Raw genomic sequence first — 13,744 nt, 5'->3', positions numbered from 1 at the left:
CTGACGCTATGCTATACCCATCAACTTAAGAAGTTTATAACACCCCCAGGCTGAAAATTCGTGTGTTTTTGACAGGAAACGGTTTGTTTTTCGTTTTGGGGCATTTCCTTTACTTAGCTTGATGGTGATAGGGAGAGAAACGTATACGTGAAAATTAACAAGTAGCGTAATATGAAAAAAGATTAGCATCTAAATAAGATGCTAATCAATACTACAAACAGAAGCGGAGCAATCTTCACAAGCAATTTCACATTTTAAAAATTGTAAATCATGAATTGTAATCTTTCCTTTATGAATAGAAATTGTACCCTTTTTTTTCAAATCATTTAACATTCGATTTACACTTTCACGCGAAGTTGCACAGAAATTAGCAAGTTCTTGATTCGTTAATGGTAAATCGATGAGAATTCCATTTTCTTTTAAAACACCATAACTATTTGTCATTCGTATGAGAGTAGAATATAGGGCACCTTTTTTGCCGTGTAATACTAAATCTCGAAACTTCGTTTGCATTCTTCTTAAATGTTCACTAATCCATTTCATAAATTCAAATACAAGTGCGGGCTTTTGGAGTAATGCTTTTTCTAACGCTTCACGCTTTATAACGCCTACTTCAACATCTTCAAGGCATTTTGAATTTAATAAATACTTCGCATTGTCCGTGAACAATGTTAATTCTCCGATAATGTCATATTCCGAACAAATCCGAAGTGTTAATTCTTGCCCGTCAGCACTTAGTTTACTAATTTGTACTTTTCCTGAGTGGACGATATAGAGTTCTGTCGCGTCCATACCTTCTTGAAAAATAAAACTTCCTTTTTTAATCTGCATTTTATATTCAACAGATGCAAGTAATTCCTTTAAATCTTGAGATAATGTCATACTGTTTGTCACAGCAATCACCTTTCTTCTTATAAGCAATACATTTCCTATTTTGAGTGTAAATATGCTGAAAATGCAAGAGCTATTTTAAAAATAATGTAAAATTTCAATGACCGTAAGGAGTAAGGGGATGGAGATGTGAACAAAATTCGAACAGATTTGTGAAGAATTTTTGAATGGGGAAAGTAATGTGAGAAAAGTCACATTGAATATGTCGCTTCTTTTTTATAATGAAGGCAAATAAAAAAATCGAAAGCTTACTAAGGATTTGAGCAGAAAAGAAGGGATATAGATGCACGAGAAAATGAAAGATTCTTTAGAACGGCCACTTCAAGATTTACGTATTTCAGTTATTGATCGTTGTAATTTTAGGTGCACATATTGTATGCCTGCTAAAGTGTTCGGACCTGATTACGCTTTTTTACAGGAAGAGTTTTTATTAACGTTCGATGAAATAGAAAGATTAGTAAGATTGTTTATAAGTATGGGAGCCCACAAAATAAGGCTTACTGGCGGTGAACCTTTATTGCGTAAAGACTTACCGAAGTTAATTGCAAGGCTTGCAAAGCTAGAAGGCCTAAAAGAAATTGGACTCACAACAAACGGAATTCATTTAGCAAAACAAGCTAAGGCGCTAAAAGACGCGGGATTAAAACGTGTAAATATTAGTTTAGATGCGATAGAGGACCACTTCTTCAAAAAAATTAACGGAAGAAACGTAAGTACAAAACCTGTACTGAAAGGAATTGAAGCAGCAAAGGCTGCTGGATTAGAAGTAAAAGTAAATATGGTCGTAAAAAAAGGAATGAATGATAGTCAAATTCTTCCTATGGCTCAGTATTTTAAAGAACAAGAAATACAGTTACGTTTCATTGAGTTTATGGATGTAGGCAGTACGAACGGATGGAACTTTGAACAAGTCATTACGAAGGAACAATTAATAGAGACGATTAATCGTGTATATCCGATAGAGCCCGTTAAGCCTAATTATTTTGGAGAAGTTGCGAAATTGTATCGATATATAGGGAGTGATGCCGAAGTTGGATTTATTACTTCAGTATCTGAGTCATTTTGTTCTTCTTGTACGCGAGCTCGTATTTCGGCAGATGGTAAGTTTTTTACGTGCCTATTTGGAACGGAAGGAACGGATTTGCGAACGCTTCTTCGAGAAAACATTTCTGATGCCTCACTACTAAAAATTCTCCAACATACATGGGAGTTTAGAACAGATCGATATTCAGATGAAAGAACTGCTGAAAGTACAAATAAACGTCCAAAAGTTGAAATGTCTTACATTGGTGGATAACGAAAGGAGGATTCCCTATGCAAGAGCGATATTCAAGGCAAGTATTGTTTTCTGGAATTGGTGAAAAGGGACAAAGAAAAATAAGAGAAAAACATGTGCTCTTAATCGGTGCGGGTGCACTAGGGGCTGCGAATGCAGAAGCGCTCGTTAGGATGGGAATTGGGAAATTGACAATTGTCGATCGTGACTATGTGGAATGGAGTAATTTACAGCGGCAACAGTTATATAGAGAAGAAGATGCACAGCAGTCTAAACCAAAAGCAATTGCAGCAGCAGAACATGTAAGAAAGATTAATTCTGAAGTGAAAATTATACCAGTTGTAACGGATGTCACAATGCAAGAAATAGAAGAGTTAACAAAAGGAGTGGATCTTATAATAGATGCGACTGACAATTTCGATACGCGCCTACTTATAAATGACATTTCACAAAAAGAAAATATAACTTGGATATATGGTGGCTGCATTGGAAGTTACGGTGTAACGTATACAATTTTTCCTGGGAAAACACCATGTTTTCGCTGTCTGATGGATCATCCTATGGGCGGTGCAACATGCGATACAGCCGGAATTATTCAGCCAGCTGTACAGATGGTTGTTGCTCACCAAGTAACAGAGGCGATAAAAATATTGGTGGATGATTTTGAGGCGCTGCGAGGAACAATGTTATCATTTGATATTTGGAACAATCAATATCTCTCATTAAAAGTAAATAGACAGAGAAAAAGTACATGTCCATCTTGCGGGGAATCACGAACGTATCCAAGTTTAACATTTGAAGCACAGATGAAAACGGAAGTGTTATGCGGACGGAATACCGTTCAAATACGTCCAGGAATAGAGGGAACTCTTAATTTAGAAGAAATACAAAAGCGCTTACAAAAAAATTTGGATGTCAAAAAAACACCATATTTATTATCGTTTCTTGTTGATGAATATCGTTTTGTTTTATTTACAGACGGTAGGGCATTTATTCATGGGACAAATGATGTGAAAATAGCAAAACGATTATATGCAAAATATATAGGATGAACAGAAAGAGAGTTGCTCCTTATTAAAACGAGGTGAAAAAGAATGTTAGAAAAACGTATACCAATTCCAGTGGCAGAAGCAGTTGCACGTGTAATGGAATATGCTCATCAAGGTGAAATAGAAAAGGTTTCTCTTATAGAAAGCTACGGTAGAACGCTTGGAGAAGATATTATTGCAGATCATGATGTTCCCCATTTTGATCGCTCTCCGTACGATGGATTTGCGATTCGAGCAGAAGATACAAAAGAAGCAAGTAGCAGTAACCCTGTTCAGTTTGAAGTGATTGGTGAAATTGGAGCCGGCTTTGTTTTTACAGAAGAAGTGAAACCATTTCAAGCTGTCCGTATTATGACAGGAGCGGCAATTCCAGCTGGGTGTAATGCTGTTGTTATGTTAGAGCTTACGGAAGGATTTGAAGAAAACGAAAAGACTTATATGGTATTAAAACGCTCTTTCTCTTCTGGTGATAACATTTCTTTTAAAGGAGAAGATGTAAAGGAAAATGCCATCCTTGTGAAAAAAGGGACTGTTATTAATCCTGGAGTAGTAGCTCTTCTTGCTACATTTGGTTATAGTACCGTACACGTTGTAAAACAGCCGGTTATTGGAATTGTAACGACAGGAAGCGAACTGCTTGAAGTACATGAACAATTAAAGCTAGGGAAGATTCGAAATAGTAACTCCTATATGATAGCTGCACAAATTGAACGAGCGGGCGGAGTTGTACAGTATTATGGACAATTCGCTGACGATTTTGAGACGTGTTATAACACTGTAAAAAAAGCGATAAAAGAAGTCGATATTTTAATTACAACTGGTGGTGTTTCAGTAGGAGACTATGACTATTTACCTGCTATTTATGAGAGATTACAAGCTAATGTACTTTTCAATAAAATAGCAATGCGACCAGGAAGTGTGACAACTGTAGCTGAGTTAGAAGGAAAACTATTATTTGGTCTATCTGGTAATCCTTCAGCTTGTTATGTCGGATGTGAATTATATGTTCGACCAGTCATTGGAACATACTTGCATAGGAAAAATCCGCACGTATATCGTGCAGAAGCAATTTTACAGAAAGACTTTCCGAAAGCAAATCCATTTACTCGTTTTGTAAGAGGGAGAGTAGAGATTGTAGATGGTCAATTACAAGTTACACCAGTTGGTTTAGATAAATCTAGCGCAATTTCTTCACTTGCAGAAGCGAATACATTTATCGTTCTGCCGGGAGGGACGAGAGGATTTGAAGCAGGAATAACTGTTTCGGTACTTTTATTAGAATCAAACGTCGGAAGTGAGTGGCCGTGGGAAGAACCACTTCGATCATACAAATAATAGAAAAATAGATTGCTAACTTATACGAAGATAAGAGGTGCAAGATGACACATACGTATTATGAAGTAATTGATACACCTATTTCAATTGAAGAAGTTACAAACAAAGTAATTCGTCGTGAGTGTGGTGCGGTTACTACTTTTATTGGTACTGTCAGAGAATTTACGAAAGGGCGTCGTACGCTGTATTTAGAGTATGTAGCTTATAAGACAATGGCGGAGAAACAGCTTGAGAGAATTGGTACCGAAGTAGGGGAGAAATGGCCTGGGACATATGTGACGATTACACATCGCATTGGTACATTACAAATTTCTGATTTGGCTGTTGTCGTCGCTGTTTCTACACCACACCGGAAAGCAGCCTATGAGGCGAATGAATATATTATGGAACGTATAAAACAAATTGTTCCAATTTGGAAGAAAGAGTTTTGGGAAGATGGTGAGTCTTGGATAGGTGATCAGTTAGAGAAGGTAGCATATGCAAATAGTGAGCCTGGAAAGGAGATGAGAATATGATTGAAGTACTATTATTTGCACATTTGCAAGAAGAAGTAAGTAAGCCAGCATTACACATAGATTGTGAAAATATTACGGTTGCTGAACTAAAGGAAGTCCTCATTAAGAAATACAACGTAGCGATTTCAGGTGAGATAATGGTCGCTATAAATGAAGAGTATGCAAATGAGGATGACATCATTCAAACTGGCGATATTGTAGCGATGATTCCGCCAGTAAGTGGTGGTTGATTCTTTTCAGCCTAATCATGTTAGGACGTGATTAGGCTGGAGGGAATGAATATAACTATGCATACATAGGAGGGAACAGGATGAAAAGTCCTAATTTTCAATTAAGCTTACAAACTTCTAATCTAGTTATCGGTTTTATGGTATGGGTCATTTTATCATCATTAATGCCTTATATTAAAACGGATATTCCATTAACTGCGGGACAAATTTCTATGGTAACAGCAGTACCAGTTATTTTAGGGTCTGTTCTTCGCATTCCAATTGGTTATTGGACAAATCGTTTCGGAGCAAGGAAATTATTCTTTATTAGTTTTATTCTATTATTATTTCCTGTCTTTTATATTAGTGTTGCCAATTCAATGATGGATTTAATTATTGGTGGCTTATTTGTAGGAATTGGTGGAGCTGTATTCTCTGTAGGGGTAACTTCTTTACCGAAATACTTTCCGAAAGAGAGTCACGGTTTTGTAAATGGTATTTACGGTGTCGGTAACGCTGGAACAGCAATTACTTCGTTCTTAGCACCAGTTATCGCAACTTCAGTTGGCTGGAGAACGACAGTACAGTGTTATTTAGTTTTACTTGCAGCGTTTGCACTTATGAACTTTTTATTAGGCGATCGTAAAGAGAAAAAGGTGAATACACCATTAATGGAACAAATAAAAGGTGTATATAAAAATGAAAAACTTTGGTTTTTATGTATCTTTTACTTTTTAACTTTCGGATCATTTGTCGCATTTACAGTATATTTACCAAACTTTTTAGTATCCCACTTCGGATTAGAGAAAGTAGATGCAGGTATGCGGACAGCCGGATTCATTGTATTAGCAACAATTATGCGTCCGATTGGCGGTTGGCTTGGGGATAAGTTTAATCCATTTAAAATATTAATCTTCGTGTTTATCGGTTTAACACTTTCAGGTATTATCTTATCATTTATGCCAAGTATGAATGTGTATACATTTGGCTGCCTACTAGTCGCATTTTGTGCAGGGATTGGTAATGGTACAATCTTCAAACTCGTTCCAATGTACTTCTCTGAACAAGCTGGTATTGTAAATGGACTCGTTTCAGCTTTAGGCGGACTAGGAGGATTCTTCCCACCATTAATTTTAACTTTACTATTCCAACTAACAGGCCATTATGCAATTGGATTTATGGCATTATCAGAAGTAGCACTTGCTTGTTTAATCATTACAGTATGGATGTATAGCCAAGAGAAACTGTTAGTGATGTTAAAGAATCATTAATCAGGAAAAAGAACCGTCCCAAAGTATTTTGGGATGGTTCTTTTAGTAATAGGCTTCAACATGTTTTTTATTGATATCTCAACAAACGCTTGTTTTCTAAAATAATGTGGTTTTAAAATGAAAAAAAGAAGGCTTATGGGATTTTATGTTAAAATATAGATGTCAGGTGTTATTCAATTAAAGGGCAGGTTAGTTAAAGAAAGTTTAAATTTCTTCCAAAGATCGAACTAATTTTTAACATACAAATATTTAATTGAATCGGGGTGTTTAGATGAAAAAATTATATAAGTCCACTCAAGATAAACAAGTATCAGGTGTATTAGGTGGTTTAAGTGATAAGTATGGAATTGATGTTAGTATCCTTCGTATAGTAACTGTATTATCAGCCTTTTTTTCTAGCGGATTTACAGTGTTACTTTATATAATAGCTGCAATTGTTTTGCCTACAGATAAAGATATTAAGAGATAAATGTATGAACTTAAATTTAATTCCACTATTGGGAACTTTGAAGGTACTAGTAGATAAAGGCACTCCGCCTCTTACACGTCTAGGGTTTTAGAAAAGGACTTCCACTGACGTGGTTCATAGAAGTAGGAGTGTCAATTATTTGTTTAATAATAAAAAGAACAAACGCCTCTAAAAAACATTTGTCCAAAGTAAATTTATAGTTAGATAATAGGTAGATTACGATTTATGTGTACGAGAAAGCTTTTTTATAAGTTTAGGAAATATAGATGTTAGTTCCTGCTTCATACGCTTCGTAAACGATGGATCTTTACCTGAAGTTGAAATCGTTACAACATATTCATCATATTGAATGACACCCGGTGTGTGAAACGATGATTTTGTACCATCACTTACAACGTTAACCCATTGAAAATCGTGGGCGGCCTGTTTGACCATCATATTTACAGCATGTTGATTTGTAGCTGCATAAATAAGGTGCGCATCTTTAATATCATCATTACTAAAAGTTTTTTGCTTCCAAGTAATATAAGGAAGTTCTTTCATTTCCTCGCAAATTTCTGGGCTGATAATGGTGACAAAAGCTCCTGTATCTTTTAAACCAGACGCTTTTCGATATGCAATTTTACCTCCACCAATGATAACGACCACTTTATTATGTAGATTAAACATAAGAGGGTACATGTTATACATACACACATTCCTCCATTCGTTCTAGTAATGTTAATTTCATATATGTATCAAACTGAAGGCAATTGCAAGTTGTAACGTGATCGTATTTTTTTGTATGCAACTTAATTTTTTGAAGCAATAATCCAGTAAAGAGAAGGTACGGCATGACATATACATGGGACGCAGTCGATGTTATAGTCTTGAGCTCAGCAGTAAAAGAGGGAGTTCCTTTCCTTAAAAATGAGCACGATACTGGCATACTGAGTTTTCGTTCGACAGCTGCTCCGATTTGTTGTAACTCATGTATCGGCTGTGAATCACTACTGCCTCGTCCTACGAGTAAAATACTACTACCTTGTATTGGCATGGCTTCACGTATTCTTTTCACTACAAGTGCCACCATATGTGGATGCGTACTAAAAGGTGGTACAACTGAAAATGTTATTTGTGGATAATTCTTTTGTAGTTGCTCTATCTCAAAAGGAATATCACGTTTATAATGAGCTGCTGCAAATAATAAAACAGGTACAACCATTATTTCAGTTGCTCCCTCCAGTATCGCTTCTGTAACTGCATCTTCAATGGTAGGTGTTGTTAGCTCTAGAAAAGCTATTTTTTGAATTCTTTCTTTACGTTCTTTCATAACAGATTGAATAAAGCGAATAAATTGTTCATTGCCTTCTTGCAGGCGACTGCCGTGTCCAACATATACAATTCCTTTCATTGTAGCACCAAATCTTTCATCATAATGATGTTTTGTAATTGCTCATCTACATGATGAAATCCGACTTTATTCGCATAGTGTAAAGTTGGAACGTCGGTATACGAGAAGGGAAGAGTAAGAATATCAATAAAGCCAAGTCGTTTTATTTCTGATAAAAATGTATCAATTGAGGCACGCCCTTCAAACACAATGCTATCCCATGAGAATTCAGAAAGTATACGAGAATGAACTTCATCGAAGCGATAATCAATAGTATACGCATGAGTCATCATATAGGATCCAGCACCAGTTTTCTCTTGAATAAAAGCAATTCGGTTAATATTTCGTCCTAAATAAACAGTTGGATCGGAAGAGAACTCTGCTTGTGTACTTAGTAGCCCATATTGCATCAGTTTTTCTTGAGTGGCACCGTTCATATACTGCAGTTTCGCCTGTAAGGAACGAATATCTTTATCGTGCTTACTACATGATCTCATCAATATTTCTACACTTTCAGTTGAACAAAATACAAGGCGGTCAACGCTAAAAATCTCATTGATTTGTTCAGGGGTTAATGTGTATTCTTTCTTTTTGAAAGTTGGAATTTGATATATTTCTGCACCGGACTCTTGTAACATTTGCTTTATTGCGCTTTCTTTATTTGTTGCAGATGCAAATAAAACTTTTTTACCATGTAATGGTTTACGTTCTTTCCAAGCGATTTGGTTACGCAAGGAAACGACATCACCAACAATCGTCATGGAAGGGTTAGAAATATTTTCGGTTTTGACGTTATGAACAATGGTTGCTAGAGTACCTGTGACAACGCGCTGCTTTCCAGTTGTACCCCATTCAATGACTGCTACTGGCGTATCGTCTTTTTTTCCTGCTTGTAGTAAGTTTTCGCAAATTGTAGGTAAGTTTTTTATACCCATGTAGTAGGCGATTGTGTCGCTATTGTGGGATGCATTATATGTTCCATGATCGGTTAAAGGACCTTTTGCATGCCCAGTTAGTAAAGTGACGCTATTACTGTAGTTACGGTGGGTGAGGGGGATGCCTGCATAGCTACTAGCGGCGATGCTAGATGTAATACCTGGTACAATTTCATATGGAATGTTCGCTGCTGCTAAAGTTTCTGCTTCTTCACCAACACGACCAAAAATAGATGGATCTCCGCCCTTTAATCGGACAACGATTTTTCCTTCTTTCGCAAATTGAAGAAGGTGGGCGTTAATCATTTCTTGTCGCATAGTATGATTCTTTGGCATTTTTCCGCAATAAATAAGGTCACAAGTTTCTTTTGTATAACTAAGAAAGAAAGGGTTTAATAAGCGATCATATAAGACGATATCTGCACGCTTTAAGCAATCTATCGCTTTCTTTGTAATAAGCCCTTCATCACCTGGCCCTGCACCAACTAAATATACATATCCGTTCTTCATATTCGCACCTCTTCTATTTTTATTTAAAAGGAAGCCAGAGGAGGCTTCCTTTCGTAAATTACATGTATATATAAATATCTCCGTCATTAACTTCTACTTCGTAAGTTTGAATACAGCCGTCATCAGGCTTTTGAACTTCACCTGTTAGTAATGAGATTTTCCAATCATGCAGTGGACAAAAGACGAATTCTCCAGATACAATTCCTTCTGCTAACGGTCCGTTTTTATGAGGACAACGATTTTCTACAGCTCGAATATCGCCAGTTGAAAGGCGGAATAGGGCAATAGACATATCTTTCATTTGCACCTCTTTACCGATTTGAATAGGAAGGTCTTCTGCACGCATAACTTTTATTTTTTCTTTCGTTTGTATCATATAGATCACAGCTCCTTATTTCACAGTTTCTACTTCATACATCGCTTTTAATGACTTCGTTTCTAGTGCTTGTCCCCATGCTTCCGTATATGTGCTACGAGCTGTTTGGAAGCGTTCATTTAGCGTAGTAACCATACTTGCATCTTGTAGTATTTCTTTTATGTGATCGAGACCTAAACGTTCTGTCCAGTAGGCAGTACGCTCTCCGTAAATACCAGTTTCACGATAATATTGCATATAAGCTGTTGCGATACGAAGGACATCATCTTCAGTAGGGACAATCATTACAAAATCAGCTTCGCGTACTTCCGTACCACCATTTCCGCCAATATAAAGTTGGTATCCATTTTCGACACATACAACGCCAAAATCTTTCGTCAGTACTTCCGCACAGTTACGCGGACAACCCGTTACACCCATCTTCATTTTATGAGGTGTATCTACCATTTCTAATGATTGTTCAAGGAGCATACCAAGTCCTAATGAATCTTTAGTACCGAAACGGCAGAAGCGAGAACCAACACATGATTTTACATTACGAAGCGATTTTGAATATGCATATCCCGAAGTCATATGTAAGTCAGCCCATACGTTAGGTAAATCTTGTTTCTTAACACCATATAAGCCAATGCGGCTCGCACCTGTAATTTTCACAAGAGGAACATCGTACTTTTTCGCAACTTCAGCAATTTTCATTAAATTATCTGCTGTTGTAACGCCACCGTACATACGTGGAATAACAGAGAAAGTACCATCGTGCTGGATGTTACCGTTCATTCTTTCATTAACGAAACGAGATGATTTATCGTCTGTATATTCTTCTGGAATCGCCATACGTAAATAATAGTTCAAAGCAGGACGACATTTCGAACAACCGTCTTCATGTACAAAACCAAGCACATTTCGTACTTCTTTTGGAGATTTTAAACCTTTCTCGTGAATGGCCGCTACGACTTCATCACGTGATAAAGTTGTACATCCGCACATACCAGCAGACTGCGCAGAAGCATCAAAAGCATCTCCGAGTGTATGAGATAAAACTTGTTCCACAAGCGGACGACATTTACCACAAGATCCTGCGGCTTTCGTGCAGCCTTTAACTTCTTCAAAAGTAGTTAACTCTTGCTCTAAAATGGCATGAACGATTGTACCTTTCGTAACACCATTACATCCACAAATCGTGTCATCCGCACTCATTGTAGCAACGTCAAGTTCACTTTCTTCACCAGCTTTGTGAAGAAGGGAAGCGGTTGTATATTCTTGTATATCTTCTTCTTTCTTTAACATGCTAAAGAGGCGTGTACCATCAGCTGTGTCACCATATAAAACGATACCGACGACTTTATTGTCGCGAATTAATACTTTCTTATAGGAACGTTTACATTCATCAAAGATTGATATTGCTTTTGTTTGATCATCTTCATAAATTTGTCCAGCAGAGAATAAATCACAACCTGCAACTTTTAATTGCGTACCGACGATACTGCCCGTATATCCATCAGTTTGTATTTTCGTTATATGTTTCGCTAATATTGCGCCTTGTTCATAAAGAGGAGCAACAAGTCCATATGCGATACCATCATGTTCCGCACATTCGCCAACTGCATAAATGGAGTCATCATTTGTTAGCATATAGTCATTGACTACAATGCCGCGATTTACAAGTAAACCAGCATCTTTTGCTATTTGCGTATTCGGGCGTATTCCGACAGCCATTACGATTAAATCACAATCTACAACTTCACCATCTTCAAATTGAATGCCCTCAACACGATCTGTACCAAGAATTTTTACAGTTTTCTTTTCCATTAGAAACTTCATGCCTTGTGCTTCTAAATCTTCACGCAATAGAGAAGCTGCTTTCGTATCTAGTTGTTGCTCCATTAGGCTAGGCATTAAATGAACAACATGTACGTCCATTCCTAAGTCAATTAGACCTCTTGCGGCTTCTAAACCGAGTAACCCGCCACCAATGACAACGGCCTTTTTCTTTTCTTTAGCGGTATCTATCATAAATTGTGTATCTTCAATAGTTCGAAATCCTGTTACACCAGGAAGTGTGGAACCTTCAACAGGTAAAATAAAAGCACTAGAACCTGTTGCGATAATGAGCTTGTCGTATGTAAGAGTATGATTTTTTTCTGTAGTAATAATTTTTTCTTCTCGGTTAATACTTTGAACTCTTTCGTTTATATACAAAGTTATTTCGTTTTCATCGTACCAACTATATTCATTCATAATGATATCTTGCATATTTGTTTTGCCTTGTAAAACATGAGAGAGCATAATACGGTTGTAGTTTGGATGTGGTTCATCTCCAAAAATAGTAATCTCATATGAATCACTATCATGTTTTAATATTTCTTCCATACAGCGTATGCCAGCCATACCATTTCCGACCATAACTAAACGTTTTTTCATTTTCATTTCCCCTTTTATGTGAAATGTTGAACAAAGGATTATATTTCTATTATAGAAAATCAAAAAAGGGGGAGATGTGATATTTATCACATTTTTATAATGATTCACAAATTGTTAAAATTCGGGTTAATGTGAAGGGGAGAAGTGTGGATGTTATTCACGTAATGAAAAAGCAGGACATGAGTAGAAATGCTCATGTCCTGCTTTTATTTATGCTTTTGTAATGGCACGTGGAAATAAAATATTATTTTCTAAATGAATATGCTCAAATAAATCGGACTCTAGAGCTTCAAGACGCTGGTAAACAAGTCGATAAGTGCCGCAAGCGCCCTCTGGAGGAGTAAAGTCATTTGTCACTTTACGAAGTTCTTTTATAATATTTCCGGCATGATTGTGCTCATTTTCTAGTTCATCTACTACTTTACGTAACTTTGCATAGTTTTCATCAGTTGGATTGTGTTCAAATTCTAAAATTAATGGAAAATCTTCTGTTTCTTCTTTAATTAAATGCTGTTCTAATTCCATTTTAAGTTCATGAAACAGCTTATGAATTTGAGCTAAATGAGGATGATTTGCTCCATGAACGCGTAATACTTTCGTCACATATGGACTTAACTGTGGTAACTCTTCATTTAAATAACGATGATGCTTATTAATTACATAATCAATCAATTCACGATAAGAAGCACTTTTCCAATCAATTTCAGATTCATTTAATTGTTTCGTATTATGATAAAGCGTATTTAACTCTGTAATTACTTCGGAAGCCGATAAATTTCTTTCATGAATTGCATCAATAAGTGGCTTATCACCACCACAACAAAAATCTATTCTATATGACTTGAAAAAATCACTAGCTTTCGGAAATTGTGTAACAATCTCACCAACAATTGAAGTTTCAGTAAATGTATGTTTCATATGAATGCCTCCATAAAGTTTAAATTTAATATCTAAGTTAAGAATAGAGATAGATGAAAAACAATGTGGTGATTGAAATCACTTATAATGTGTCAGTTTTGAGAATAATAGTAGTGTTATTTATCAGAGGACATTATAGAACTGATGGCGAAGGATTTTTTGAGTCGAAAATTATCCACAATGCATTATTATGATAT

The 13,744-nt window shown here is 36.4% G+C and carries 14 protein-coding genes; 7 read left to right on the top strand and 7 right to left on the bottom strand.

All coding sequences use genetic code 11. From position 1 onward, the window contains the following. Positions 1-201: 201 nt before the first annotated feature. Complete coding sequence (locus tag QCI44_RS17555) at positions 202-894, bottom strand: Crp/Fnr family transcriptional regulator (protein WP_000185192.1); 693 nt, start codon at positions 892-894, stop codon at positions 202-204. A gap of 280 nt (positions 895-1,174) precedes the next feature. Between QCI44_RS17555 and moaA the strand changes: the two genes are divergently transcribed. From moaA to QCI44_RS17520, 7 genes are all read left to right on the top strand, one after another. Beyond that, on the top strand, positions 1,175-2,188 hold the full coding sequence (gene moaA, locus QCI44_RS17550) for a GTP 3',8-cyclase MoaA (RefSeq protein WP_116363098.1): 1,014 nt from the start codon (positions 1,175-1,177) through the stop codon (positions 2,186-2,188). A 17-nt stretch (positions 2,189-2,205) separates the two neighbouring features. Then, positions 2,206-3,219: a molybdopterin-synthase adenylyltransferase MoeB gene (locus QCI44_RS17545; protein WP_116363097.1), complete on the top strand. Its 1,014-nt coding sequence runs from the start codon at positions 2,206-2,208 to the stop codon at positions 3,217-3,219. Positions 3,220-3,261: 42 nt separating this feature from the next. Further along, positions 3,262-4,551: a molybdopterin molybdotransferase MoeA gene (locus QCI44_RS17540; protein ID WP_016134285.1), complete on the top strand. Its 1,290-nt coding sequence runs from the start codon at positions 3,262-3,264 to the stop codon at positions 4,549-4,551. A gap of 44 nt (positions 4,552-4,595) precedes the next feature. Further along, complete coding sequence (moaE, locus tag QCI44_RS17535) at positions 4,596-5,066, top strand: molybdopterin synthase catalytic subunit MoaE (protein ID WP_016088120.1); 471 nt, start codon at positions 4,596-4,598, stop codon at positions 5,064-5,066. Continuing rightward, positions 5,063-5,296, top strand: a complete 234-nt coding sequence (moaD, locus tag QCI44_RS17530; protein ID WP_016088119.1) for a molybdopterin converting factor subunit 1 — start codon at positions 5,063-5,065, stop codon at positions 5,294-5,296. Before moaE ends, moaD begins: the two co-directional genes overlap by 4 nt. An 80-nt stretch (positions 5,297-5,376) precedes the next feature. Then, positions 5,377-6,546, top strand: a complete 1,170-nt coding sequence (gene narK, locus QCI44_RS17525; protein ID WP_088084268.1) for a nitrate transporter NarK — start codon at positions 5,377-5,379, stop codon at positions 6,544-6,546. A 271-nt stretch (positions 6,547-6,817) separates the two neighbouring features. Then, the gene (locus QCI44_RS17520) at positions 6,818-7,015 is read left to right on the top strand and encodes a PspC domain-containing protein (RefSeq protein WP_116363096.1); all 198 of its coding nucleotides are present in this window, start codon (positions 6,818-6,820) and stop codon (positions 7,013-7,015) included. 216 nt (positions 7,016-7,231) lie between these two features. Here QCI44_RS17520 and QCI44_RS17515 read toward each other — a convergent pair whose 3' ends face one another. The 6 genes from QCI44_RS17515 to ric all read right to left on the bottom strand — a co-directional run bounded on the left by QCI44_RS17515 (position 7,232) and on the right by ric (position 13,547). Beyond that, complete coding sequence (locus tag QCI44_RS17515) at positions 7,232-7,705, bottom strand: precorrin-2 dehydrogenase (RefSeq protein ID WP_016088117.1); 474 nt, start codon at positions 7,703-7,705, stop codon at positions 7,232-7,234. Beyond that, entirely contained in the window at positions 7,698-8,408 is a 711-nt protein-coding gene (locus tag QCI44_RS17510) for a sirohydrochlorin chelatase (protein ID WP_353811355.1), read from the bottom strand. Before QCI44_RS17510 ends, QCI44_RS17515 begins: the two co-directional genes overlap by 8 nt. Beyond that, on the bottom strand, positions 8,405-9,832 hold the full coding sequence (locus tag QCI44_RS17505) for a uroporphyrin-III C-methyltransferase (protein WP_088084267.1): 1,428 nt from the start codon (positions 9,830-9,832) through the stop codon (positions 8,405-8,407). Before QCI44_RS17505 ends, QCI44_RS17510 begins: the two co-directional genes overlap by 4 nt. Positions 9,833-9,890: 58 nt before the next feature. After that, entirely contained in the window at positions 9,891-10,208 is a 318-nt protein-coding gene (gene nirD, locus QCI44_RS17500) for a nitrite reductase small subunit NirD (protein WP_016134290.1), read from the bottom strand. A 15-nt stretch (positions 10,209-10,223) separates the two neighbouring features. Further along, positions 10,224-12,629: an NADPH-nitrite reductase large subunit gene (nirB, locus tag QCI44_RS17495; protein WP_016134291.1), complete on the bottom strand. Its 2,406-nt coding sequence runs from the start codon at positions 12,627-12,629 to the stop codon at positions 10,224-10,226. 210 nt (positions 12,630-12,839) lie between these two features. Beyond that, positions 12,840-13,547: an iron-sulfur cluster repair di-iron protein gene (ric, locus tag QCI44_RS17490; RefSeq protein ID WP_016088112.1), complete on the bottom strand. Its 708-nt coding sequence runs from the start codon at positions 13,545-13,547 to the stop codon at positions 12,840-12,842. Between the last annotated feature and the right edge of the window lie 197 nt (positions 13,548-13,744).

Origin of the sequence: Bacillus cereus group sp. RP37 (genome assembly GCF_040459695.1) — a bacterium.
In the GTDB taxonomy this organism is placed as follows: Bacteria; Bacillota; Bacilli; order Bacillales; family Bacillaceae_G; genus Bacillus_A.
This window is presented reverse-complemented; position numbering and strand designations above follow the sequence as displayed.

What these genes read in the sequence shown, in the direction of transcription:
- moaA (WP_116363098.1), top strand. Translation starts at nt 1,175, where the DNA reads ATGCACGAGAAAATGAAAGATTCTTTAGAACGGCCACTTCAAGATTTA.
- QCI44_RS17545 (WP_116363097.1), top strand. Translation starts at nt 2,206, where the DNA reads ATGCAAGAGCGATATTCAAGGCAAGTATTGTTTTCTGGAATTGGTGAA.
- QCI44_RS17540 (WP_016134285.1), top strand. Translation starts at nt 3,262, where the DNA reads ATGTTAGAAAAACGTATACCAATTCCAGTGGCAGAAGCAGTTGCACGT.
- moaE (WP_016088120.1), top strand. Translation starts at nt 4,596, where the DNA reads ATGACACATACGTATTATGAAGTAATTGATACACCTATTTCAATTGAA.
- moaD (WP_016088119.1), top strand. Translation starts at nt 5,063, where the DNA reads ATGATTGAAGTACTATTATTTGCACATTTGCAAGAAGAAGTAAGTAAG.
- narK (WP_088084268.1), top strand. Translation starts at nt 5,377, where the DNA reads ATGAAAAGTCCTAATTTTCAATTAAGCTTACAAACTTCTAATCTAGTT.
- QCI44_RS17520 (WP_116363096.1), top strand. Translation starts at nt 6,818, where the DNA reads ATGAAAAAATTATATAAGTCCACTCAAGATAAACAAGTATCAGGTGTA.
- QCI44_RS17515 (WP_016088117.1), bottom strand. Translation starts at nt 7,705, where the DNA reads ATGTATAACATGTACCCTCTTATGTTTAATCTACATAATAAAGTGGTC.
- QCI44_RS17510 (WP_353811355.1), bottom strand. Translation starts at nt 8,408, where the DNA reads ATGAAAGGAATTGTATATGTTGGACACGGCAGTCGCCTGCAAGAAGGC.
- QCI44_RS17505 (WP_088084267.1), bottom strand. Translation starts at nt 9,832, where the DNA reads ATGAAGAACGGATATGTATATTTAGTTGGTGCAGGGCCAGGTGATGAA.
- nirD (WP_016134290.1), bottom strand. Translation starts at nt 10,208, where the DNA reads ATGATACAAACGAAAGAAAAAATAAAAGTTATGCGTGCAGAAGACCTT.
- nirB (WP_016134291.1), bottom strand. Translation starts at nt 12,629, where the DNA reads ATGAAAAAACGTTTAGTTATGGTCGGAAATGGTATGGCTGGCATACGC.
- ric (WP_016088112.1), bottom strand. Translation starts at nt 13,547, where the DNA reads ATGAAACATACATTTACTGAAACTTCAATTGTTGGTGAGATTGTTACA.